General features: G+C 59.5%; 22 protein-coding genes and 1 pseudogene. 12 read left to right on the top strand and 11 right to left on the bottom strand.

Annotated features, from left to right (window positions below; all coding sequences use genetic code 11):
* The first annotated feature begins 8 nt into the window (after positions 1–8).
* From C8N45_RS05420 to C8N45_RS05380, 9 genes are all read left to right on the top strand, one after another.
* Complete coding sequence (locus tag C8N45_RS05420; RefSeq protein WP_133175943.1) at positions 9–851, top strand: hypothetical protein; 843 nt, start codon at positions 9–11, stop codon at positions 849–851.
* Positions 842–1390, top strand: a complete 549-nt coding sequence (locus C8N45_RS05415) for a hypothetical protein (protein WP_108385235.1) — start codon at positions 842–844, stop codon at positions 1388–1390. The genes C8N45_RS05420 and C8N45_RS05415 overlap by 10 nt, the downstream gene beginning before the upstream one ends.
* The gene (locus tag C8N45_RS05410) at positions 1387–1935 is read left to right on the top strand and encodes a hypothetical protein (RefSeq protein ID WP_133175942.1); all 549 of its coding nucleotides are present in this window, start codon (positions 1387–1389) and stop codon (positions 1933–1935) included. Before C8N45_RS05415 ends, C8N45_RS05410 begins: the two co-directional genes overlap by 4 nt.
* Positions 1932–2492 carry a hypothetical protein gene (locus C8N45_RS05405; RefSeq protein ID WP_108385233.1) on the top strand — a complete coding sequence of 187 codons (561 nt, stop codon included), beginning with the start codon at positions 1932–1934 and terminating at the stop codon, positions 2490–2492. The genes C8N45_RS05410 and C8N45_RS05405 overlap by 4 nt, the downstream gene beginning before the upstream one ends.
* A gap of 107 nt (positions 2493–2599) precedes the next feature.
* Positions 2600–4759, top strand: coding sequence for a secretin GspD/PilQ domain-containing protein (locus tag C8N45_RS05400; protein WP_168769407.1), 2160 nt, complete (start codon positions 2600–2602; stop codon positions 4757–4759).
* A complete protein-coding gene (locus tag C8N45_RS05395) occupies positions 4746–5225 on the top strand; it encodes a type II secretion system protein (RefSeq protein ID WP_108385231.1) in 480 nt (159 codons plus the stop codon). Before C8N45_RS05400 ends, C8N45_RS05395 begins: the two co-directional genes overlap by 14 nt.
* Positions 5200–5589 (top strand): type II secretion system protein, encoded by a 390-nt coding sequence (locus tag C8N45_RS05390; RefSeq protein WP_181868901.1) that lies wholly within the window; start codon positions 5200–5202, stop codon positions 5587–5589. Before C8N45_RS05395 ends, C8N45_RS05390 begins: the two co-directional genes overlap by 26 nt.
* A 5-nt stretch (positions 5590–5594) precedes the next feature.
* Entirely contained in the window at positions 5595–6014 is a 420-nt protein-coding gene (gspG, locus tag C8N45_RS05385) for a type II secretion system major pseudopilin GspG (protein WP_245882562.1), read from the top strand.
* Positions 5992–6450 carry a type II secretion system protein gene (locus C8N45_RS05380; RefSeq protein ID WP_133175941.1) on the top strand — a complete coding sequence of 153 codons (459 nt, stop codon included), beginning with the start codon at positions 5992–5994 and terminating at the stop codon, positions 6448–6450. Before gspG ends, C8N45_RS05380 begins: the two co-directional genes overlap by 23 nt.
* Positions 6451–6507: 57 nt before the next feature.
* Here the strand turns inward: C8N45_RS05380 and C8N45_RS23405 are convergent, their stop codons facing one another.
* The 3 genes from C8N45_RS23405 to C8N45_RS05365 form a co-directional block, all read right to left on the bottom strand.
* Positions 6508–8238 (bottom strand): DUF4106 domain-containing protein, encoded by a 1731-nt coding sequence (locus C8N45_RS23405; RefSeq protein WP_181868900.1) that lies wholly within the window; start codon positions 8236–8238, stop codon positions 6508–6510.
* A gap of 233 nt (positions 8239–8471) precedes the next feature.
* Positions 8472–10025: a M28 family metallopeptidase gene (locus tag C8N45_RS05370; RefSeq protein ID WP_211095452.1), complete on the bottom strand. Its 1554-nt coding sequence runs from the start codon at positions 10023–10025 to the stop codon at positions 8472–8474.
* 450 nt (positions 10026–10475) lie between these two features.
* On the bottom strand, positions 10476–11399 hold the full coding sequence (locus tag C8N45_RS05365; protein ID WP_108385226.1) for a LysR family transcriptional regulator: 924 nt from the start codon (positions 11397–11399) through the stop codon (positions 10476–10478).
* A gap of 102 nt (positions 11400–11501) precedes the next feature.
* Between C8N45_RS05365 and C8N45_RS05360 the strand changes: the two genes are divergently transcribed.
* Positions 11502–12488: a sterol desaturase family protein gene (locus C8N45_RS05360; protein ID WP_108385731.1), complete on the top strand. Its 987-nt coding sequence runs from the start codon at positions 11502–11504 to the stop codon at positions 12486–12488.
* A 468-nt stretch (positions 12489–12956) separates the two neighbouring features.
* Here the strand turns inward: C8N45_RS05360 and C8N45_RS05355 are convergent, their stop codons facing one another.
* From C8N45_RS05355 to chvE, 8 genes are all read right to left on the bottom strand, one after another.
* Entirely contained in the window at positions 12957–14477 is a 1521-nt protein-coding gene (locus C8N45_RS05355; RefSeq protein ID WP_108385225.1) for an aldehyde dehydrogenase (NADP(+)), read from the bottom strand.
* Positions 14478–14487: 10 nt separating this feature from the next.
* Positions 14488–15405, bottom strand: coding sequence for a dihydrodipicolinate synthase family protein (locus C8N45_RS05350; RefSeq protein ID WP_108385224.1), 918 nt, complete (start codon positions 15403–15405; stop codon positions 14488–14490).
* Positions 15402–16385: an aldose epimerase family protein gene (locus tag C8N45_RS05345; protein ID WP_108385223.1), complete on the bottom strand. Its 984-nt coding sequence runs from the start codon at positions 16383–16385 to the stop codon at positions 15402–15404. The genes C8N45_RS05350 and C8N45_RS05345 overlap by 4 nt, the downstream gene beginning before the upstream one ends.
* A gap of 7 nt (positions 16386–16392) precedes the next feature.
* Positions 16393–17316, bottom strand: a complete 924-nt coding sequence (locus C8N45_RS05340) for a Gfo/Idh/MocA family protein (RefSeq protein WP_108385222.1) — start codon at positions 17314–17316, stop codon at positions 16393–16395.
* Complete coding sequence (gene araD / locus C8N45_RS05335) at positions 17316–19058, bottom strand: L-arabinonate dehydratase (protein WP_108385221.1); 1743 nt, start codon at positions 19056–19058, stop codon at positions 17316–17318. The genes C8N45_RS05340 and araD overlap by 1 nt, the downstream gene beginning before the upstream one ends.
* Positions 19059–19062: 4 nt before the next feature.
* Positions 19063–20292 (bottom strand): multiple monosaccharide ABC transporter permease, encoded by a 1230-nt coding sequence (gene mmsB / locus C8N45_RS05330; RefSeq protein WP_108385220.1) that lies wholly within the window; start codon positions 20290–20292, stop codon positions 19063–19065.
* Between the two features lie 10 nt (positions 20293–20302).
* Entirely contained in the window at positions 20303–21823 is a 1521-nt protein-coding gene (mmsA, locus tag C8N45_RS05325; protein WP_108385219.1) for a multiple monosaccharide ABC transporter ATP-binding protein, read from the bottom strand.
* Positions 21824–21935: 112 nt separating this feature from the next.
* Complete coding sequence (gene chvE / locus C8N45_RS05320; RefSeq protein WP_108385730.1) at positions 21936–22991, bottom strand: multiple monosaccharide ABC transporter substrate-binding protein; 1056 nt, start codon at positions 22989–22991, stop codon at positions 21936–21938.
* Between the two features lie 127 nt (positions 22992–23118).
* On the opposite strand from chvE, the gene C8N45_RS05315 reads away from it, so the two are divergent.
* Positions 23119–24033, top strand: coding sequence for a LysR family transcriptional regulator (locus C8N45_RS05315; RefSeq protein ID WP_245882561.1), 915 nt, complete (start codon positions 23119–23121; stop codon positions 24031–24033).
* A pseudogene (locus C8N45_RS23880) lies at positions 23921–24181 on the top strand (bifunctional hydroxymethylpyrimidine kinase/phosphomethylpyrimidine kinase); the annotation flags it as partial. The gene C8N45_RS05315 and the pseudogene C8N45_RS23880, both read left to right, overlap by 113 nt.
* Positions 24182–24482 lie beyond the last annotated feature (301 nt).

The following is a 24482-nucleotide window of genomic DNA, read 5'->3' as shown; positions in this document are numbered from 1 at the left end:
GGCCTTTGGTGGAATACGCTAGGACACGTTTGGGCATCGTGCTGACCGCAGCGGGCGGGCAGGCAGCATTGCTGCGTCTGCGTAACCTGCGGCGCAAGCCAAAGCTGCTGGCGGCCACCCAAAGCAAGACCCGGCTGGACCATTTCGACCCGGTGGACCCTTCCCGATTTGCAGCAGTTTTTCGCGAACTGGTCAAGGACCTGCCCAAGGTCGTGCGTCGCGCGGACATGCCTGTGTTCGTCAGCCTGCCGGACCCGCTGGTGCGCGAAGATGTTCTGCGCTTTGCCGACTTCCCCGATGGGGTGGCAGAGGCACAGGATTTGGTGCGGATGCGTTTGTTGCGCGAGACCGGCGGCGCGATGGTTGATCCGGTGTGCACCTATGAGGTCATCGACCGCGCGGACGAAGTCACTGTGCGCGTGCGCAGTCTGGAACGTGCTTTGCGTGACGCGATAGAGCAAGGTGCAAGCGCCGCAGGGCTGCATATCACCCGGCTGGAAAGCTGGCTGGGCTACGCCAGTGTGGCACTTGGTGATGTGGCACCCGACGGTGCCTGCCTGTTTTCGGACGGGGACAGCTGGAGCCTGACCTGCTGGGCGCAATCGGTCCCGGAAGGATATTTCGAAGCAGGCTGGGTCGCTGACGCTGATGATGATTTGGGCAACCGTATCGCCCGGTTGATCCAGAGCTTTGCGCTGGCCCATGATGCGTCGCCGCTCACGCTTGTGGGGGCTGCACCTGATGCGCTGGTCGCCCGGCTTCCCGGCGATGTTGTTGGCGCGATACGTCCGGGCGCCGATGTGTTTGCGGCTGCCGTCACACCGGCGCAGGGAGTGGCACAATGGGGGTAGCGCGTCTTGGGAATTTCGCCAGCAAGCCAACCAGACCTGTCCGTGCTGTGACCGCTGCAATCTGGGCGCTGGTGGTACTGGCTGCTGGCGTTGTTGTCTGGTCGGTCCTGGACGTGCGCAATCTTCAGGCAGAGCGCGCCACGCTGAGTACCCATCAGGCCCGTTTGACCGAAGAATTAGCCGCCTTGCGCGATCTGGCCACAGATGCACCGACGACACAGGAAATCGCGGCGCTGGCAGAACGCACGACGGCATTCAACGCGCTGACAGGCCCGCGTGCAGCCCCGCTGCTGGATGTGCTTGCTTTGCTTGAGACGGTGCTGCCAGTCGAGGTACGGATCAGCCAACTGGTTTATGATGCGGAAGCCGGGCGGCTTGCACTTGCCCTTCAGGCCTTTGACGAAGCCGACCTGCCACCCGCATTGCGGGTGCTGGAGGCCTCGGACAAGTTGGACGATGTGATCCTTGAACGGCAACTGCGTATTCAGCAGGGCACCCGGACAATTGTGCAGTATGATATTCGGGCGGTCGCACCGTGAACCGGCTGCGATCCTATCTGGCGGTACCTTTGGTCCGAATGGGCGTCTGGGTGCTGATGCTGTTATTGGTGCTGATCATTGCGGGGGAACGCGGGGTCTGGGCACCGGCCCGCAGCGATCATGCAGCAGCCAAGGCGCAGTTGATAGCGTTGCAATCGGCCCGTGCGCAATTGCAGGCGCGGGTTGATGCCATTGCCCCCTATTCGCAAGCCGAGACCGCGCTTTCTGTGCTTGAAGTCAAATTGGCCGCGCCGATTGACCGCTCTGGCGTGGTGGAAATTCTGGCCGATGTATCGACTGCCGCAAACACCCAGATCATCCATGGTGCTAACACATTCGGGCAATCGCGCGGTGCAGTGCGACCCGTTTTGCAGGACCTCACGGTCGAGGGCAGCTATGGTGAAATTGCTGATTTCCTGACCCGGTTGGGGCAGGTGGACACGCTGACGTTGCTGCGCCGTGCAGAGTTTTCCACCAATGCCGATGGCACTCTGGTGCGCGTCCAGCTGAAACTGATGACCCTGAGCAGCGGTGCCAGCGGATGAGCGGAGTATCACGCCAGCGCAAGTTTCTTTATGGTGGCGCGGTCGCGGTGCTTTTGCTGGCCAACGTGATGCGATGGGCGGGCGGATCAGGCGAAGAGACTTCGCAGGAAACCGATGCTGGCGTCGTCTTTGTGACACCTATTGCTGATGTCGCTGTGGCACGCGACCTGAATGCCACGCCTCCGGATGGTGTGCGCGATTTGTTTCGCAGGCCCGGTGATGGCGGGTTGCGGCCCGCCGTTGCCGCTGCCCCCCGACCGGCCCCTGCACAAGCGCCTGATGCCGATCCGTTGCGCACCGCCAGACTTGCAGCTATGCGGGAATTCGAGGCGATGAAGCTGCTTGGGGTGATGCGTGCGGGTGATGATACCCGCATCATGCTGCAATACGAGGGGCAGACCATATCGCTGATTCAGGGACAGGAGGTGTTGCCCGGTTTCACCATTGGGCAGATAACCACCGACAGTGTAAGGATTGATAACACCCGGCTGGGGTTAACGGGTATCTTGGCAATGGGTGGTGTTTCGGAAACCCAGATTATCGGGATTGATGGATGATACGGTTTTGGTCTGTTCTTGCAATACTGCTGGTCGTCAGCTGCTCGGAGTCGAGCTTACGCCCCGGGCCGGGTTCTGCCGGTGCAGGCATTGCCCGAGAAGACTTTTTGAGCACCGTACAAAGTTACCGTCAGTCGCTGGCCGCTGATCCTGATAATGCAGAATTATTGCAAGGGCTGCGTGCAGTCACCGAACGGGCCGAGGCCTATTACATCCAAGAAGCACGCCGCTACAGCGACGCGGGTGATTATGGGTCGGCGCTGGGACTGGTCCAGCAGGGGCTGGTGGTGGTGCCGGGTAGCGCGGGTCTTGAACGGGAACGCACACAACTTCAGGAACGCCGCCGCGCCGCCGGCATCTTCCACGAGGCCGCCGCCGCCGCCCGTCTGGGCAGGTTGGAACGCGGAATGTCGCTTGTCGAACAGTCGCTTTCCCTTGATCCCAATAATCAAGAGGCGATTGCACTGTTTAACGCGCTCAACGCCCGGACGATCACGACCGAGGGTATTGCCCCGATCCGGCTGACGACCGGCGCACCTGTCACCGTGAATTTTTCAAACGCGGGCTTCAAAGAGGCTGTTCTGGCGTTGGGGCAGGCCTACGGCGTCAATATGATTTTTGATGCTTCATTGGAGGACAGACCCGTCACCTTGTATGCAGAGGATGTGACCTTTCAACAGGCGTTCCAGCTTTTGCTGAAGACCAATAGCGCGTTCTATCGCCGCCTTGGTCGTAATTCGGTTGTGATTGCACCGGATACGCCCGAAGGCCGGGCATCCTATGAAGATTACCTTGTGCAAACTTTCTATCTGGAAACGATGAATGCGGCAGTTGCCGCTGATCTTGTGTCACGTTCGCTGGGCATTGCAAATGTCACGATCAGTGAAGACAGCAATGCAATTACGGTACGGGAAAACCGTGAACGCCTGTCGCTTGTGGCGCAGCTTTTGTCCAACAATGACCGCGCCCCGGCAGAGGCTGTTTTAGAAGTCGAAATCCTCGAGGTGAACCGTACCAAGAGCGAGCAGCTTGGGCTTGATCTGGGCTCGCAGATTTCGATTGCACCTCCATCGACCATATTGTCCGACCTGACCCCAAGCAGTGATGCCAGTGACACATTGGGGGCAAGTGTCGTCAGCTTGCCAGCGGCGACCTTGCGGTTCTTCAAGCAGGATGTCGATGCCAAGACCCTCGCCAACCCGCGCATCCGGACCGTCGATAACCGCGAGGCGCTGATCCATATCGGCGACCGTGTACCGCTGCGGTCATCCACGATCCAGGATGCCACTGGCCAGACCCGCACGACCTTTGAATACCGCGATGTGGGTATCAAGGTGAATGTCACCCCCGAAATTAAACTTGACCGGACCGTCGTGGTTTCGCTTGAACTTGAAGTCAGTTCCCTTGGTCAGAATCTGGGGACCGCCGACGAACCGGCCTTTGCTATCGGTACGCGCAATGTGTCGAACCGCATGGTTCTGGCCGATGGCGAAACGGCGGTGATTGGCGGCCTGATCCGCGATGAGGAACGCGACACCCGCAAAAGCGTGCCCGGCCTTGGTGACATTCCGGCAATCGGCAAGCTGTTCCAGACCCGCGACGGGTCCGGTGGCCGCACCGACATTCTGTTGACCCTGACTCCCCGGATTATTCGCGGCAAAGATATTCCTTCGGCTGCGGAATCGCAGTTTTTCTCTGGCTCTGGTGACCGGGTGACCACACAGGCGACGCAGGATTTCCTGTCAAGCCGCAGTGGCGACCTGCCGACAATCAGGCTTGATTTGTCAGGTGCGGCGACCCCTGTCGCCGCGACCACCGGTAGGCCTTCCTTGCCGTCGCCCACATCGAATCTGCAAGTGCCCAATGCACCAGCTACTGCCGGCGCCGATGCGGTCCTTGCGTTTTCCCGGGCCAGCTATTCGGTGAAAGCTGATGAAACAATTTCCACCTCGATCACGGCCGCAGGTTTCGGCAACGCGGTGTCGGGGACGGCCACGATCCGTTTCCGCCCTGATCTGGTCGAGGCGGTGTCAGTCAGTACGCCCGCAAGCCTGCCGTTCGAGATTGACAACAGTCGGGGCGAAATCAAACTGACGCTGAATGACGGGATTGCGGGTGCTGCGGTGAAAGAGATCGCGACGGTTACGTTCAGGGGTGTCAAGCAGGGCTTGTCATATTTGATCTTTTCGTCCGATTTCGGGGCTGGTCCGAATGTCTCTGTTCCCGAAGGGATCGAACTAAGGTCATCGCGGATTGCGGTGCAGTAGATCAAAAGACCGTGGTGCCACGCTGGCCGAATTGCTGGTGGTACTGGTTATTATCGGAGTGCTTGCGGTCGTGACGGTGCCGATCGCGGAAACAGCAGTGCAACGGGAAAAAGAGATGGCCTTGCGAGAAACGCTTCGTGATGTCCGGACCGCCCTTGATGCATTCAACGCCGATTTTCGGGCCGAAGAGATCAGTGAAGCCGCCGCAAGCGAAAACGGATGGCCCCCAACGCTTGAAGTCTTGATTACGGGCGTTGAAGGTACGGATGGTCGGACCCGGCGCTATCTGCGCAGCCTGCCGCGCAATCCGTTTGCACGGCAGAACCGGGGGCTGGAAGAACAATGGCGCGTGTTGGGCTACACCGACCCGCCTGATGCAGAGATTTGGAACGGGGTGGACATCTATGATATCCGCCCGAGAACGGACAAGACGGCGCTGGATGGGACACAGATTGCGGATTGGTAGGCGCGATGCGGGCTTCACCCTGATTGAACTGGTGGTCGTGCTGTTCATCGTGGGGCTGCTAGCGGCGATTGCTGTGCCAAGTGTCTCGGGCGCGCTGGTGCGTGCACGCGAGGCAGCGCTGATTGAAAACCTGTCTGTCATGCGCCGGGCTATCGACGATTATCGTGGCGATCTTGGGCTATATCCTCCTGATTTGGGCACTTTGGCCGAGGCGCGATACATCAGTATCGTCCCCGATGATCCTGTGGCAGGGGAGGATGTGGATTGGCTGGTGATCGAGGATCAGGACGAAGGCGGCGTGCGCGACGTACGCAGCGCCGCGACGGGTGTTGGAACTAACGGGGTGGCATATCGGGAATGGTGAAGCGGATGAAAAAACGGGATGGGCAAGCGGGTTTCACCCTGATGGAATTGCTGGTGGTGTTGGTCATTGTCGGGCTGCTGGCTGCCATCGTGGGGCCGATCCTGTTTCAGCGGATCAGCCCGGCAAAGACAACTGCGGCCCGCGCGCAGATTGAAAGTTTTTCGACCGCACTGGATACGTTTCTGATCGACACAGGCCAGTATCCGACGACCGAACAGGGGTTGAATGCCTTGCGACTGAATCCCGGTGCGCCCGGATGGAACGGGCCATACCTGCGCAAGGAAGTGCCCGCCGACCCTTGGGGCAATCTTTATATCTACCGTGCGCCGGGCCGCAGCGGGGGCTATGAAATCCTGTCGTTAGGGGCTGATGGTCTGGAAGGGGGGGCAGGCGATGCCGCCGATGTCCAAAGCTGGCAGAACTGACGGCGGCTATACTTACGTGGCCTTGCTTGTGGTGCTGGTGGGGATAACACTGGCCGCCCAGACTACCTTTGTTCCCACCGCCACAAAAGCCAAACGCGCGACCGAGGCCGAGATCATTTTTCAGGGCCGCGCATACCGCGATGCCATTGCGCGATACTGGGCATTTGACGAAGAGCCAGCGTTTCCTTCGACTTTGGATGATTTGTTGCGTGATCCGCGTGACCCCGGCGTCAAACATATCCGCAGGCTCTATGATGTGGACAATTGGACCGCAGAATTCCGCGCCGATGGCGGCATTCAGGGGGTTTTTCCTGACCGTCGGGATATGCCGCTCAAGCAGGCGGGTTTCCCCCCCGATCTGGCAGATTTCGAAGGCAAGAAAAGCTATAAAGACTGGGTTTTTCGATTTGTGCCGGACCCCGCGCCATCTGAATGATACCGTCAGTTCCGGCAATCCTGCGGCGTATCTTGATCAGAATCGCTGTATGGCGGTTCAGATCAGATAGCTTGGGTCTGGTCCGCCTTCTTCGCGGGCTTTGACATTCTCGTCAAAAGACCCGCTGATTGCCATTTCATAGACGGTCCGATCTGACCAGTCATAGATTCCTGCGATGCCCATCCCGTATGCGATCTGTTTGGCAAATTTCTGTCTGTTTGCGTTCTCGATTTCGGCGGGGCTTTGTTGGCCGCCCCGTGCAGGCTGATTTTGGGGCGCGGCGGGCTGCTGCGCAGGAGGCTGTTGGATCTGTGGCTGCTGTGCGGGCGACTGCTGGGCAAGCGGTTGTTGCGCGGGCGGTTGTTGCGCCACTTGTTGCGGTTGCGGTGCCTGGGGTTGCTGGGCGGGTGGCATGTGGATCACCACTGCACCCTGTTGCGCTGGCGGCCCGCCACCACCGGGACCACCGCCACCACCGGGAGGACCGCCACCGCCGGGGGGACCGCCACCGCCGGGGGGGCCACCGCCAAGTGGTACCATTGCGACCCCGCCACCACCGGCACCTGCCGGTGCCGCGCCGCCGAGCGCATCCTTGGTCTGATCCCCCGCGCGCACTGTCTTTGACGCACCAACGGCAATCGTCAGCGCGCCACCTGCCACGGCAGCTCCACCATCCCACGGCATGTCGCCCGTCGCATTGGCAAGCCCTGATTCAATCGATGCCTCACCAGCGACAAACAGGGCCGCAGCCTCAAGGAAATGGATCACGGCCTGTGCCTTCTTCAAATTCGCCCGCGTGGTCGCTGACGCATTGCCCCACTCACCGGCTTCGAATTTGGCACAGATTGACCGGAGCAGTTTGAGTAGCGAAAAGATCATCAGGCTTAGCGATGTGCGCGTGACCATCCCGGTTCCGATCATCAGGGCTGCAGACCCGATTGCCGCCATGATCGATTCCGCCAGACGGACATTGTTCATCTGTTTTCTAAGTGCATCTTGCACTGGCTGCGGCGCGTTCGGATCCGCAAAGAAAGTGCGCACACCGCGGAACATCTTGCACAGGCCGACACCCACGCTCATGATGCCCGGCACAATCAACGGTATTGCACCTGCGGTGATGCCCGCAGTGATGGCGGCCCCGCCCGCGACGGCGGTCAGCAGCCCTTCAAGCATCAGCAGGCCGCCCTTTACTCTGTTGCCAAAGAAGCCAACCGCCTGAAGCACCTCTGCCGACCCTCTGAACTGGGTCACGATGGTCCTGCCGCCCGCTGAACTGGCCCCGTGCGGGCGCATTCTGGCTTGCAGGGTGCCGCGCCATGCGCTGTAGTCATCGTCGCTGAGTAGTGTGGCGCTGACGCCCAATGCATCCAACCGCGCCGCTGCAACCGGTTGATTTGGCGCGCCAATCAAGGCAGGGCGCTGTATCTGCCCTGTCGGGGCGGCCCGTCGTTGCAGCATCGTGGTACCATGCAATGCGCGGCCTGTGCGCTGCGTCGGCGCATCGGTGCCCGTTGCCATCCGGTGCGGGATCGCCGTCGCTTGATGGGTGCTCGTTAGCGCTTCGTCTGCCGGGGTGTCTTTGCGGGTCTTTTCATCTGCGAGCCGCTGCAAGGGTTGCAACTTGCGCGTAGCGGCGCTGGCGTTTGCGGCCTGCTGCAAACCTGCGAGTCCGAAAGATGACCCCGCTGCGGAAAGGTCTTGCGCATGCGGGCCTGTCGTCTGCCTGTCTTGGCGGGATGCAAAGGATCGGGCGCTATCCGCGCGGGATACGTGTTCGGGCAAAATCATGTTCCAGTCTTAGGATACACTGGGCAAAATCTGGTGAGCTTGAAGCAATGCTAGACCCTCAAAGGAAATCCGTCCAGCACGCCAAGCGTGTTCTGTAGGGCCCGACACAGCCAGAAGTTACTCTGTGTTATCTCGCACTTTGCGCCTGAACTGACATGCGCATGGCGGCGACGAACAAAGAAGGGAAGGCCCTTGATAGGCCTTCCCCTGATTGTGTCGTTGGACCTTGCCGTTTAGCGGTACTTGCGGCGGCCCATGTTTTCCTGCTCCGCGCGCAGGTTGAAGTTGCCTTTGCCACGCTTGCCATTGAGGATTTCCGTGCTCATGGCATACTGCAGGATCGATGCGGCAACAGCATCCGAGTTCACATCAAGTGCCACGTCGGAGTTGTTGTCAAAGGTATCGCACGCCAGATGGTAGCAAGGATCATAGGCGTCGCCGGCTGTGCCGCCCCACTGCGCGGCTTGCTCATCTGTCTTGATCCCTTCGGCACCGGTAAACAGCCCACCGAACGGGATACCCACGTCAAAGAAGGCCGCATAGTCAGACCGGAAGCTGATTTCGGTGCTTTCAAATGGCAAGCCACGTGCAGCAAAGAAATCTTCGTAGTAGGATTCAATGATCCCCGACCCGTCAGGGCCTTCCAGACCAAAGCTGGACCCGTCACCATCATAGACGAAGTAGACAAAGTTGGGCGATCCGATCATGTCAAAATTGAGATAGGCTGCGATATCGGCGATTTCTCCTTCGGACAGACCATCGCCATCGACCCCATTGCCCAGAACGTAGAAGTCTGAACCGACAAGGCCGGATTCCTCGGCACCCCATAATGCGAAACGGACCTTATTGCGGGGTTTGACCTTGGCCATCTGTACGGCGGTTTCCAGCAGCGCGGCAATGCCGGAGCCGTTGTCGTTGATGCCGGGACCTTCATTCACGGAATCAAGGTGCGCACCTGCCATGATGACGTTGCTGTCATCACCGCTTGTGGTTTCGGCCAGAACATTCATCGCAAGAGCAGTTCCACGGAAGACATCGACAAGGATGCTCACCTCTGCACCCGGTGTTGACGCAAGTTCAACGCCCAGATCATAGGTCGCAAAGACGACTGGAATCCCACCGGAGTAGCCGTTGCCCAAGGTGCCGTTGATCAGGCCGGTGCGGCCTTCGCTATTGCCCTGGTTGAAGATGATAACACCGACGGCGCCCGCCGCCGCAGCATTGTCAGCCTTCAGACCAAAGGCGCACGCACCCCGTTGCAGCAGGGCCACGTTACCTGCGGTAAAGCCTGTGAAATCCGCTGGTTCACATCCTGATGTCGATCCATTGCCAAGGCCCAGATCAAGATCAGCGGCCTCGACAACCCCGCTGACATCGCCGGGTTCGGATTGGCTCATGACATTATAATCAACATCCAGAACGTAATCTGTCGGGACAGGGGCCACTTGTGCGAAAGATGGTTCACCCAATTCGATAAAGGCGTTGAAGGTAAAGGGCTGTAGGGTCACATCGTACCCCGCGCCTTCCAGAACACCCGCAGCATAATCAACCGATGCGTCATACCCCGGTGTCCCCGATACTCTGATGCCGCCATTGCTGTCTGCGATAGATTGCAGCGCTGCCTGATGGCTGCGGACGCCCTCGAGGGTCACACATTCCAGCAGTTTATCGATGTTGTTATTTACCCTGTTCTCACAGGCTTCCGGGTCTGCGGCAGCCGCCGTTCCTAGTGACAGGTAACAGACAAGGCAGGCGGCCCCCGCCGCACCAGCTCTTAAAATTCTCATGACTCTCCCTTTCATATTGTTTTTCAAGGGAGAGGATAAAGCGTGTCAGAGAGACTGTATTCTGCCTCTGGTCGCAAAACCCTTAATTATTTGTTGTCGCGACACCCTAGTGGCAACTGCGCCAGGTCCCATCCCATCACACTATTGACACATTTTCGTGAGCGTAGGTCAACTACTGATTGAGAGTCGCCAAGTTTCGAACCTGTCCAAAGTAAGCCCTAGGGCCTTGTGAGGGAGTGTGCAAAACGTGGTGGGCAAGCCGTGATCCCGGCGGTCAGTTCGTTCCAGATTTCGAAAGCTTGCGCGCGGGTTTCGCGGAAACCGGGGGCGTTTGGCCGGTGTCTTTTGGGAAAAATCAGAGTAGCAGCCTGATCAGTGCTGACGTACCCAAACAGAACTCCGGCAACCCCGACGACTGGACGGCCCGCGGCATTGACTTCTCTTTATTGTTCAGCATTCCACGACACACTGCGCAGGACCGCGTTTCCCAAAGTGGTCAATGCACGCTGTGACGAAGGCCTGGACGATCCGGCGGGGTCGTGATTTGTCATAGCCGATTGCGAGAGTGAGTGGCGGAAGTGTATCCGAAATTGGCAGCGCGGCGACGTTTTCGCCGCTATAGCTTTCAGACGTCAGTGGCCGCATATTGAGGATTGCGCAGCCACGCCCTGCGGCGACAAGGGTACGGACCATTTCGGTAGAGTTCGCATAAGCCGCAACTGGCGATTGCCGCGTGCCGGGGCCAAACAGACTTTCGTAGTAAGAGGCGGCAACGGGACGGTTCAGAACGATTAACGGTTCTTGGGCAATCTGTGCCATTGATACTGTTGCATGTTGGGCCAACGGGTGCGTTGCCGGCAACAAGCAATAGGGCGGTGCAGCAATCAATGGATCGTATTTGACGGCTGGTCGAACATCCTCGGCGACGAACAAGATGACGTCGTATTTACCGTTCAACAGACCGTCCTGCGCTTGATCGTTGTCGCATTCTTCCAATGCAAATCTGACTTCCGTGTCTTTCGGGAGGAAGGCATCAAGGATTTGGGGCAAGAACGCAGGTGCGATGGGCGCGTAGTACCCGATCCGCAGTGTCCCGCTCAGCGCGTGCCTGAGGTCTGTCCCTTCCGCCAACAATGCACGATACTCCTCCAGAAGGCGTTCGCATTTGTGTTTCACCTCGCGGCCACTTGCGTTGGCTTGAATACCGCGGGCACGTTGCCGGGTCACGAGCGTGAGATCAAATTCTGCCTCGACCTGATCTATCGCTGTTGCGACCGCAGAGGCCGCAATATTCAGCTCTGTTGCAGCCTTGGCAATGTTGCCATGGCGCAGTGCTGTGGTGAAATATTCCATTGCTTTGATGGTAAGCGCCATTCAAACCTCTGCTTTTCAGTCTTTAATGATCGCTTAATACTGTTTTTCGAATGAGCGTAAACATGACAGATTTCCCGTATCTGAAGCTCTATGAGGTCTCCTGTGTCCGACGCACCGCTCAAAGGCTGGAACCACACTCCGAATGTGCCGCTCCAGGTCTCGCCATTTTTCCAGTGGCCACCGCGCCCTTTGCGGATGCTGGCATGGGTCTGGGGCTCTTGGTTCTTCATCACCGAGCGGCTGATCATCGTCGCGATTGCCTGCATCTCGTTCTACTGGTTCCAACCTCCGCTCGCGCAAACACAGTCCTTCGCTTTCGGTTGGATCGCAGAGATGTTCATCCGCAACGTGGTCCTGATGACGTGCGTGGCAGGTGGCCTGCATCTCTATTTTTACACTTTCACCAAGCAGGGACAGAAGCTGAAGTACGACCCCCGTCCGTTGATGAAGAACGGGCGCCAGTTCACACTGGGTGGTCAGATCCGGGACAACATGTTCTGGACCATCGCCAGCGGTGTAACCGTATGGACGGCCTATGAAGTCTTGATGTTCTGGGCGCTGGCCAATGGCTATGCCCCGATGCTGACATGGGCAGCGCACCCTGTCTGGTTCGTCGCCTTGTTTCTGCTGATCCCGGTCTGGGAGAGCTTCTACTTCTACTGGATCCACCGCTTCCTGCACATTCCGTTCTTTTACAGACATGTGCACGCATTGCATCATCGTAACATCAACGTCGGCCCTTGGTCCGGCATGGCAATGCACCCGGTCGAACACCTGATCTTTCTCGGTTCGGTTCTGATCCACTTTGTTGTCGCCGCACATCCCGTCCACATTCTGTTCCACCTCCAGTACTATGCCCTGACCGCAGCGACGACCCACACCGGGTTTGAGGGGATGGTGATCAAAGACAGGAACCGGTTGAAGCTGGGCACGTTCCACCACCAAATGCACCACCGATATTTTGAGTGTAACTATGGCTCCCTTGAATTGCCGTGGGACAAGTGGTTTGGGTCTTTCCATGATGGCACTGTCGAGTCCGACGCCAAGATACGCGAACGGCGCAAAAAGTTCACAAATGGCGTAAAGTAAGATGGGCAGGATGACAGGCAAAAGGTCGCTGCAGGAATTGCCCAGCTGTCTGACCTGACCCTATCTTACCGCGTCTGAATGGGTTTCGCTTTCCACGTGAGGTCGCAGCCCACGCGATCCGGGCGTCAGTTTGCAGACTGCATCCGGCGCGACCGGCCAACCCGAAAGGGTGAAAATATATTTGGACGGTTCCAATCGATACAACATGCACTGAGATTTCGATCAGCCCGTGATCCGGTCACCCTGATCTGCCCCCCCGTCGTTACCAACTCACTTCAAGCTTCTATCGCCACGCGCGCAACCATGCCTTCAGCCGATGGGGCGATGACACTGCTGAAATGGCAGCCAGAGGTGAGCCAATTGCCAGACCGCCACCCACTGCAAACAGCTTGGCAATACCGTGCGAACCCATTCAGCGGGGCAGGATCACCAGCGGGCGGTCTAAAAAACAACCAGCCCGCCTGAACATCAGCTGGGCTGAAGATCGTCGGGCAATAGCGCGTCAGGCATGTCCTGATAGCAGACCGGGCGCAGGAAACGACGAATGGCAAGCGTGCCAACCGACGTTGCACCAAAATTCGTTGAGGCCGGATACGGACCGCCATGCACCATGGCGTCCGCCACTTCGACACCTGTAGGGAACCCGTTGACGAGAAGCCTGCCTGCCTTGCGTTCCAGCACGGGGACAAAGGGCTTGGCCACCTCGATATCGGCGTCATCCAGTTGTAGCGTTGCCGTCAATTGGCCGCGCAGACTCTGTGCGACTTCAAGCATTTGCGCGGGCCCCGTCGCTGTCACCAGAATACCCATTGGGCCGAATACCTCCTCGGCGAGCGCCTCATTCGCGAGCCACGCATCGGCAGTCACCTTATAGACCGCGGGGGCGGCATTGCGGCGGTCGCATGTGGCGGTCAGCAATTCCTGTACACCGTTGGCCGATGCGACTTCGGCGACGCCGTGACGGTACGCCTCGGCAATGCCGTCGGTCAGCATCACCGCTTCACCCGCATCCGACAAGGCCGCGATGGCGGCGTCGGTGAATGCCTCGAGCGCGGGACCTTCGGGTGCTACCACGATGCCGGGGTTGGTACAGAACTGACCGACCCCCATGGTCAGCGATCCCGCCCACGCAGTGCCAAGCGCGGCCCCTCGGGCGGTCAATGCCTCTGGTAGAATGAAAACCGGATTGACTGACCCCAGTTCGCCGAAAAAGGGGATCGGCTCTGGCCGTGCGGCGCAAAGATCAAACAACGCACGCCCCGCCCCCAGCGATCCCGTGAAGCCGACGGCACGTATCAGCGGGTGCTCCACCATTGCTCCGCCAAGTTCGTGACTGATCCCCTGGATCAGCGAAAAGGTGCCCGCGGGCATTCCGGCACGCGCGATTGCCGCCGCAATCGCATCAGCTACGATTTCTCCGGTGGCAGGGTGTGCAGGATGGCCCTTGACCACCACAGGACAACCGGCTGCCAACGCCGACGCGGTGTCACCGCCCGCAGTTGAAAAGGCCAGCGGGAAATTCGACGCGCCAAAAACGGCCACAGGGCCGATGGGTCGCTGCACCAGCTTGAGATCAGGTCGGGGGAGGGGCGCGCGGTCGGGCAATGCCACATCGTGACGCCGGTCAAGGTAATCCCCCTTGCGGATATGATCGGCGAACATGCGCAATTGTCCGGTCGTGCGGCCCCGCTCGCCCTGCAGGCGGGCGGCGGGAAGGCCGGTTTCGGCACAACCCAGCCGCGTGATATCATCTCCGCGCGCGTCGATCTCTTCGGCGATGGCCTCAAGAAATGCGGCTCGGTCCGCGCGGCTGGTCCAGCCATAGGTGGCAAATGCCGCTTCGGCGGCTTGGGCCGCGCGGTCGACTTCGCTTGCGCCACCTGACGAAACCGTCAGGGCATCGCCGCTGACGGGTTGCGATGAGAATGTCTGTGAAGATGTGATCCATTCACCTGCAATCAGGTGTTTTCCGTGTGGTTGATATGTCATGCGTGTCCTCTTATTTTCCCCAGCGCAATGCGATGACATCGCGCTCTTTCGCCAGTTGCAGCAGTCGTGTGCGGGTGCGCGCAGACATCGGTTTGAGCGGATGGCGCACATGATCGGATCCGATCACGCCGCCTTCTTTCATCACCACCTTGGCGGCCCGCAGTCCGCACTGGCGGTTTTCGTGGTTGATCAGTGGCAGGCAATCACGCCAGTGGTTCAGCGCCGCGTCGATGTTGCCCGCAAGATATTCGGTGACAATCGGTTTGATCAGTTCGGGTTGCAGCGCGGACGTCATCGTGCCGGTGCAGCCCGCATCCAGATCGGCAAGCAGTGTGACTGCTTCCTCACCGTCAAACGGGCCGATGATGTCCGTGCCCCCCGCTTCGATCAGCGCGGCCAGTTTATCGGCAGCAAAGGGCGTTTCCATCTTGAAGTAGCTGACATTTGCAATTTCCTTGGCCATACGCACCAGCAGGGGCACCGGCAGCGACACGCCTGACAGTGGCGCATCCTGCACCATGATCGGGATCGAGATCGCGTCTGAGACAGCAGCAAATTGTTCAAATATGCCCGCTTCGGACGGGACCAGTCCGACGCCGTGATAAGGCGGCATCATCATCAGCATGGCGGCGCCCATGTCCTGTGCCGCGCGCGCGCGATCGATTACAAGCTGCGTGCTGAAATGACTGACCGTGACAATCACCGGCACACGGCCGGCCACATATTCCAGCGACACACGCGTCAGCCGGTCGCGTTCTGCGTCCGACAGGACGAACTGTTCGGAATAGTTGGCAAGGATGCAGATGGCATCGACGCTCTGGTCGATCATGCAGTCCAGCACGCGGCACATGCCAGCTTCATCAACCGCGCCATCATCGTGGAACGGTGTCGGGGCGACAGGCAGAATGCCTTTCAATGCGTCAGTCATGAAATCTCCTTGCGGATGAGGCGAAAGCGCGCGGTCTGCCGATAAGTTTCACCGGGGCGCAGCGAGATGGATGGATAGGATGGATGATGTGGTGCATCGGGCCAGAACTGGGGTTCAAGCGCGATGCCGGAATAATGCCCGTAGATGTGACCTTCATGGCCCGCGTCAGGTGACGTATTCAGCCGTGCGGCATCATAGACCTGAAGGCCTGGTGCATCAGTTTCGATGACCAGTGCCAGCGCGTCGGTTTCAAGCCGCAAAACCGGACGCAAACCTTCACCATTGAGGCAGAAGTTGTGGTCGATCTGGCTATCGTCCGCGATGCGGGCCGGGGTCCGGAAATCAAACGCCGTGCCAGCAACCGGGGCCGGATCACCCAGTGGTATCGCGGCATCGTCCACCGGCAAATAGTGATCTGCACTGATTTGCATGGTGTGCCCGGTCAGGCCGCCTGACCCGTCCAATGTCCAAAAGCCGTGGAATGCTGGATTGCAGAGCGTGTGCACGTCTGCCGCACCCGTCAAGTCGATCCGCAGCGCGCCGTCATCCTCAATCGTGTATGTCGCCGTCAGATGAAGAGGGCCGGGATAGCCGCTGTCCCCATCGGGCCAGGTCAGCACGAACCGTGCGTAGCTGGGGCCGTGATCGGCAAGGTGCCAGTTTCGGGTCGACAGCCCAGCGGGTCCGCCATGCAGTGCGTTGGCCCCTTCGTTCGGTACAAGCCGAAGCGTGGTATCGCCCAAGGGTGCCCTTGCGCCGGCGATCCGGTTTGCCACCGGCCCCACAATCGCGCCGAAATAGCGCATCGTGTCGCGGTAGGGGGCAATGTCAGGACTGCCAAGGATCAGCGAATGGTCAAACCCGTCCATGCGCAATTCGGTCACCGCCACACCCAGCGTCATCAGCGAGGCGCGCACAGGCCCGTTGGCAATCTGCACGCGGGTGATGTCGGCGGCATCGGGAAGCGGTGGCACATCCATTATGGACTCAGTCCTCGAACGGGTCTGTCGCCACACGGCGACCAAGGGCCAGCGCGTCGGTGACAAGGGTGAGGGGACGCAGGTCCATATCGATCCCGCCGGTCGTGACAAGTTGCGCCATCTGCGCATAAAGACGCGGGTATTCACCGCCCAGCGGCGCGGCTTGGCCCGATACGGTGCCATCCACCTCCATCACCGCGCCGCCGTCGCGCAGTGTGAGCGTGCCGCTGTCGGTGACAGCTTCGATTTCCCATGTCTGGTCACCCTGCTGGCGCCAGTCGAACACAGCAGACACATCTGCCCCGTCGGGGTGATGAAAGGCGATTTCCGCCGCAATCGGCGTCTGACAATTCGACGGCACCTCAAGCGTGGCCCCGGTGACGTGGATTTGCGCGGGCAATATCTCTGTTACGATGGAAAGCGCGTTGATACCGGGGTCAAACACGCCCAGTCCGCCGGGTTCCCAGATCCATGCCTGACCCGGATGCCAGCGGCGCACGTCCTCTTTCCAGGTCACGCGCAATGCGCGCAACATTTTGTCGGAAAGCCAGCTTTTCGCCGCGCCAACCATGTCGGCGTGCCGCGAATGCCATGTGGCATAAAGCGTCAGGCCCGCCGCGCGCGCGGCCGCATCCAGCGCATGACACTCGGCAAGTGTCGCGCCGGGGGGCTTTTCGAGCATGACGTGACGACCGGCTTCAAGTGCCTGCATCGCATAGGCGAACCGCGGCACCGGCGGCAGGCAAAGGGACACGACGCGAATGTCGGGCCGTGCCTGCAGCATCTTGCCCATATCGGTAAAGGCCTCGACCCCATCCACCGATCCGTGACGGCTGACCGTTGCAGCCAGTTCCCATTCGGCGCTGTCCGCAATTGCAGGGACATGCTGATCAACGGCAATCTTGCCTATACCTACCAAAGCGGTTTTCATCAGTGACTATCCTTTCCGACTGCCGCACCGCGGCATCCTTTGAGAAAATCAAGGTCGGCACCGGTGTCGGCCCCCTCGACGTGTTGTTGGTGAAGCCATGCATAGCCGCTATCGGGGCGCACGTGCGCCGGGTGCCATGCGGCGAGGCGTGCTGACATATCCGCATCGCTGATATCGACGTGCAAACGGCGTTCATCCACGTCTACCTCGATGATGTCGCCGCTCTGGATGACGGCAAGGGGGCCGCCTGCTGCCGCCTCCGGCGAGGTGTGCAGGATGACCGTGCCATAGGCCGTGCCCGACATGCGTGCGTCCGAAATGCGGATCATATCGGTGATCCCTTTCCTGAGCACTTTGGGTGGCAGGCCCATATTGCCGACCTCGGCCATGCCCGGATACCCTTTGGGCCCGCAATTCTTGAGAACCATCACACAGGTTTCATCAATGTCCAGCGTGTCGTCATTGATGCGTGCCTTGTAGTCGTCGATATCTTCAAAGACGACGGCACGGCCACGGTGCCGCATCAGATGCGGTGACGCAGCAGAGGGTTTCAGAACCGCGCCATTGGGCGCGAGATTACCGCGCAGCACGACAATGCCGCCCGACTGCGCCAGCGCCTTGTCGGCTGGTAGGATCACGTCCTCATTGTGGTTCTGCACCTGCGCGACTTCATCCCAGATCGGGCCGCCCGATACGGTCAGCGCATCCTTGTGCAGCTTGTCTGCCTCGCCCAGTCGCCGCAGGACCACAGGCAAACCGCCTGCATAATAAAATTCTTCCATCAGGTATTTCCCCGATGGCATCAGGTTGACGATGGTCGGGACGTCGCGCCCGCAACGGTCCCAGTCGTCAAGCGTGACATCGACACCCACCCGCCCCGCAATCGCCAGCAGGTGCACTACCGCGTTGGTCGACCCGCCAATCGCAGCATTGGTGCGGATCGCGTTTTCGAACGCGGGTTTGGTCATGATGTCCGACGGTTTCAGGTCGTCCTTGACCATCTGCACGATCCGGCGGCCGGTCATTTGCGCCATCACGCGGCGGCGGCTGTCGACCGCGGGGATCGCCGCGTTGCCCGACAGCGCCATGCCAAGCGCCTCTGACAGGCTCGCCATTGTGGACGCCGTGCCCATTGTATTGCATGTCCCGGTCGAGCGGGACATGGACGCCTCGGCCTCGAGGAAATCATCCTGTGTCATTTCGCCGGCTTTCACGGCTTCGGAGAATTTCCACAAGTGGGTGCCCGAGCCGACACGTTCGCCCCGGAAATAACCGTTCAGCATCGGCCCCCCGCTCAGCACAATCGACGGCAGGTCGCAGGATGCGGCGGCCATCAGCAAAGACGGTGTCGTCTTGTCGCAACCGACCAGCAGCACGCAGCCATCCATCGGCTGACCGCGAATTGCTTCTTCGGTGGCAAGAGCGGCAAGATTGCGAAACATCATCGCCGTGGGGCGGAAAGTATTCTCAGAGGCCGAAAACACCGGCACTTCCACCGGAAAACCACCGGCCTCATAGATGCCCGCCTTTACCTTCTCGGCCAGTTCACGCAGGTGCCCGTTGCAAGGGGTCAGATCCGACCATGTGTTCAGGATGCCGATGATCGGGCGCCCGTCGAACATGTCATGCGGCCAGCCCTGGTTTTTCATCCAGCCACGGTGATAGATCACATCGCGACTTGATCCTTCGTACCATTCCTGCGACCGCAGGCGGCGAGGCCATTTTGCCGGTTTGAATGTCATCCGATCACCCCTTCTTTTTGTTGTAGACGTCAAAGATGACAGCGGCCAGAAGGACAAGGCCCTTGATCATCTGCTGGTAATCAATGCCGATCCCCATGATCGACATGCCGTTGTTGAGCACCCCCATCAGAAACGCCCCAACGACAGCCCCCACGATCTTTCCTACGCCGCCGGACATGGACGCGCCACCGATAAAGACGGCTGCGATAACGTCGAGTTCAAGCGCGAAACCGGCCTTGGGCGTCGCTGTATTCAGGCGCGCGGCAAAGACCAGACCTGCGATGGCGGCAAGCGCGCCCATGTTCACAAAGGCAAGAAAGGTCAGACGCTCGGTCTTGATGCCGGATAGTTTCGCGGCCTTCTCGTTACCGCCCAACGCATAGACGCGGCGGCCCAGCACCGTGCGTTCAGTGATGAAGGCATAGATGATGGTGAGCACGCCCATCGTGAGCAACACGTTGGGCAGACCCCGGAATGTCGCCAGCTTGTACAGAATGAAGATCAGCGCAAAGGCGATGATCGCCGTGCGCGCCGCAAAGAAAGCGCGGGGCTCGTCCTCAATTCCGTAGGCCTTGTTGCTGGCCCTTTGGCGCAACCCCGACCAGACTACCCAGAACGCGGCGATCAGCCCAGTTGCAAGGGCCAGCATGTTGAAGTTGCGGGCACCCACAAGTTCTTTCATCGCGTCACCACCGGGCAGGATATCGGGGACAAAACCAGTGGCAATGACCTGAAATTCGCGTGGAAACGGACCGACCGACTGCCCTTCGAGCAGCCACAGCGACAGGCCGCGAAAGACCAGCATACCTGCCAGCGTGACGATAAATGACGGAATCTTCCAGTAGGCGATCCAATAGCCCTGTGCACCGCCGATGACCGCGCCCATGATGACACAGGTGACCATCGTCACCCCGATCGACATGTCCCAGTTCACCACCATCACAGCCGCCAGCGCCCCGACAAAGCCCATGACTGACCCCACCGACAGGTCGATATGCCCTGCCACGATGACAATCAGCATCCCCAGCGCCATAATGATGATATAGCTGTTCTGAAGCAGCAGATTGGTCAGGTTGATCGGCTTGAGCAGCGTGCCACCCGTGACGACCTGAAAGAATGCCATGATCGCGATCAGTGCAAACAGCAGCCCGTATTCGCGCAGGTGTGCCGCAAGATAGGTGCCGATTCTGCTGGAACCGCCTTCTTGGTTGGTTGAGTTTTCGGCCACAGACATGACGCGCTCCCTATTCGTTCACAATGAGCGACATGATACGCTCCTGACTGGCTTCAGCGGCGGGCATTTCGCCCACAAAAGCCCCTTCGTTCATCACATAAATCCGGTCGCACATGCCCAGTAGTTCGGGCATTTCGGACGAGATCATGACAACGCCTTTTCCGGCAGCGGCCAGATCATTGATCAGGCCATAGATTTCATATTTCGCACCTACGTCGATTCCGCGCGTCGGTTCATCAAGGATCAGCACCTCGGGCCCTGCAAAAAGCCATTTCGACAGCACGACCTTTTGCTGGTTGCCGCCCGACAGGTTCACGACCTTCTGGAACACACCCGGCGTGCGAATGCCCAAGTCCTTGCGGTATTTCTCTGCTACCTGCGCCTCTGCACGTTTGTTCAGTACCCCGCCTGACGCCACTTCGGGCAGATTGGCCAGCGTGATGTTGCGCGTGATCGTATCGTCGAGGATCAGCCCGAGGCTCTTGCGATCCTCGGTGACATAGGCCAGCCCCGCAGCGATGGCGCGGCTCACGCTGGACACATCCACAGGCTTGCCGTGCATTTCCACGGTGCCCGTGATGTTTTGCCCCCAGCTTTGACCAAAGATCGACATTGCCAGTTCAGTGCGCCCCGCGCCCATCAGGCCTGCGATTCCCACGACTTCGCCAGCGCGCACGTCGAAATTCACATTGCGGACTACCTCACGGTCCGCGTGTTCGGGATGATAGACCGACCAGTCGGCGACCCGCATGATCCGTTCACCGATATCGGGCGTGCGTGCAGGATAGCGGTTTTCCATCGACCGGCCCACCATATCGCGCACGATGCGGTCTTCGGTGATCCCTTCCGATGCGCTAAAACTGCTGACACTATGCCCGTCACGGATTACCGTGACCGTGTCGGCCACGCGGCGGACCTCATTCAGTTTGTGACTGATGATAATCTGGGTCATCCCCTGCGCCTTGAGCTCCAGCATCAGGTCAAGCAGCGCCTGACTATCGCTTTCCGACAAGGCCGATGTTGGTTCGTCAAGGATAAGCAGACGCACGTCCTTGGCCAGTGCTTTGGCGATCTCGACCAGTTGTTGCTTGCCGACACCCAGCTTTTCGACCTGCGTGGTGGGCGCATCGTGCAGGCCGACCTTGCCCAGCAACGTTTCGGTTCTCTGGTTCGTCGCGCGCCAGTCAATCACGCCGCCGCGGGCATTCTCGTTGCCCAGAAACAGGTTTTCGCCGATCGAAAGCAACGGCACCAGCGCCAGTTCCTGATGGATGATAATGATGCCCCGCGCCTCGCTGTCCGCGATATCGCGGAAGGCGGCCAGCGCGCCATCGTAATGGATTTCACCCTCATAGCTGCCAGCAGGATAGACCCCCGACAGCACCTTCATCAGGGTCGATTTGCCGGCGCCGTTTTCCCCGCAGATCGCGTGAATTTCACCGGACCTGACCTTCAACGACACATCGTCAAGCGCCTTGACGCCCGGAAAAGTCTTGGTGATGGAGCGCATTTCCAGCAGCGTATCCTGCATGGCATCGGCCTCGCGGTAAAAGTTATAAGATGGTGGCGGCGGACCGGCCCTGCGACAATGCAGGCCCGCTCCGCCAGTCCAGTGACGATCGGGTCACGCGTGGATCGTGCGCTTACCGGATCTTGTCCATCGTGTAGTAGCCTGTGTCGATCAGGCGCTCTTCCCAGTTGTCGCCGGTGACCTTCAGTGGTTCCAGCAGGTAAGAGGGTACAACGATTACACCGTTATCGTAGGTTTCGGTGTTGTTGATCTCGGGCTCGCCGCCTTCCAGCACGGCCTCGACCATGCCCACGGTCACCCGTGCCAGTTCGCGGGTATCCTTGAAGATCGTCGCATATTGCTCACCGGCAAGTATCGACTTGACCGATGGGATTTCGGCATCCTGACCGGTAACGATTGGCATCGCGGTATCGCCCGATCCATAGCCCACACCCTTGAGTGAGGACAGGATACCGATGGACAGACCATCGTAGGGTGAAAGAACGCCGTGCACCTGTGCGTCCGTGTAATGCGCCGACAAAAGGTTATCCATACGGGCCTGTGCAACCGCGCCGTCCCAACGCAGGGTGCCGACCGTGTCCATACCCATCTGGCCTGACACGACATTCACCTTGCCGCTGTCGATCAGCGGCTGCAAAACCGACATTGCGCCATCGTAGAAGAAATATGCATTGTTATCGTCGGGCGAGCCGCCGAACAGTTCCACGTTCCATGTTTCTGCATCGGGGAAACGCTCTTCAAGGCCGGAAACAAGCGTCTCGGCCTGCTGCACACCAACCTTGAAGTTATCAAAGGTCGCATAGTAGCTGACGTATTCGCTGTCGCGGATCAGGCGGTCATAGGCTATGACTTCGATCCCGGCGAAATGCGCGTTCTCAAGCGCATTCGAAAGTGTCGTGCCGTCAATGGCCGCAATCACCAGCGCATCGACGCCATTCGTGATCATGTTCTCGATCTGTGCCAGCTGGTTAGGGATGTCGTCCTCTGCATATTGCAGAATCGTCTCGTAACCTGCGGCTTCGAACTGCTCGACCATCGATTCACCGTCCGAGATCCAGCGCGCAGATGATTTGGTGGGCATCGCAATGCCGACAAGACCTTCCGCAACGGCACCCGTGGCAAGCGTCGTCGCCAGCGCAGTGCTGACGAGAATGGATTTCAATGTCATTTTTTCCTCCTCCTGAAGCAAGCGCTCAACCCTCCGGCGCAGCCTAAGCATGATTGGTAGACTGGCTTGATATACCAATCCAATGCAAATATGGTCGTTGTGCATAACAAAAATGGTATGTCGCGTCGTGAGCCTGTCCCTCATCCAACGGCTGAAGCCGTCCCACCTGAAACTGATCCGCGCCATCCATGACAGCGGTAAACTGCAACTGGCCGCCGAACAGGTCGGGATGTCGCAACCCGCCGCTTCGCGTCTGTTGTCCGAGATCGAAAGCGATGCAGGCGGCGCGCTTTTCGAACGCCTGCCGCATGGCATGGCGCCAACCCCGATTGGCGCAGCCTTTGTGCGCCATGCGCAGGTCATTCTTGCTGAAGTGGACGCGCTGACCAACGAGATCGACCAGTTGCGCGGAGGGATGGCGGGTGCTGTGCGTGTTGGGGCCGTGACCGGACCCGCCGTCGGCGCACTGGTGCCTGCGCTGATGGAGGTCCGCGCGGATCTGCCCGACATCCACCCGACCATCGAAGTCGCCCCTTCTGTCACCCTGATCCGCGGACTTGAGGAAGGCCGCTTTGATTTCGTTCTGGCCCGCATCACCAGCGGCAACGAAGTCCGCGCCTTTCACGCATTTCCCGGCAGGACGGAGCAGATTTGCCTGCTCGCTCGCAGGACGCATCCGCTTGCCGGACGCAAGATATCACTGGCTGAAACCTTGCCGTACGAATTCGTCATTCAGGAACCCGGCTCGCCGATCCGGACGGCAATGGAAAACGCCTTTCTGTCCAATAGCCTGCAAACACCCGCGAAGGTCACCAACAGTTCATCCTTGCTGGTCGCGCTGAGCATCCTGACAAGGTCGGACGCCATCGCGCCACAAACCTGCGAGGTCGCGCAACTCACCACCCGTGCGGCATCCGAACTGACGATCCTTGACACGCGGGAGGACATCATCGTGCCGTCCTTTCTTGTGCTGCAAGCCCGTCATCGCCAGTTGCCACCGATTGCACAACGATTACTTGACGCCGTGCTGTGCCGCCTTTGATCTAAAGAATACCGCCCCCATAATTCCTGATCCGTTGATGATTGCCAGAGGCGGCACGCCCCTGCTGTGGCCCGACGCAGCCGAAACCCTGCTGGCGCCGCGCTTGCCCTTGGCCACCTTGCTGACGCCCAACCTGCCGCAAGCCGCGCATATTCTGCGCGCGCCCTGCCTGATGCCATCGCTCCCGCTGACCCTTCGTCACCGTCACGGCTGGTGGCGGCAGGGCAGGCCGAATGGCGATGTCCTGTCAGCCGCACCTGCGCCACGTGGGTACAGTGGTCGCCACGCCCCTCAATGGCCTTCTCGTTCTGGAGGATGATCGGGTTGAAAAACCTGCCGATCTGGCCTGACGCAAGTTCGGGTGCTTCGTCGGAGGGCTTCGTGATCGCACGTTGCCCCGCACGTTATTCCTGCATCACCGTATTTCAGGACTACGTGTTCCTCATACA

It is taken from the genome of Yoonia sediminilitoris (genome assembly GCF_003058085.1).
In the GTDB taxonomy this organism is placed as follows: domain Bacteria; phylum Pseudomonadota; class Alphaproteobacteria; order Rhodobacterales; family Rhodobacteraceae; genus Yoonia; species Yoonia sediminilitoris.
This window is presented reverse-complemented; position numbering and strand designations above follow the sequence as displayed.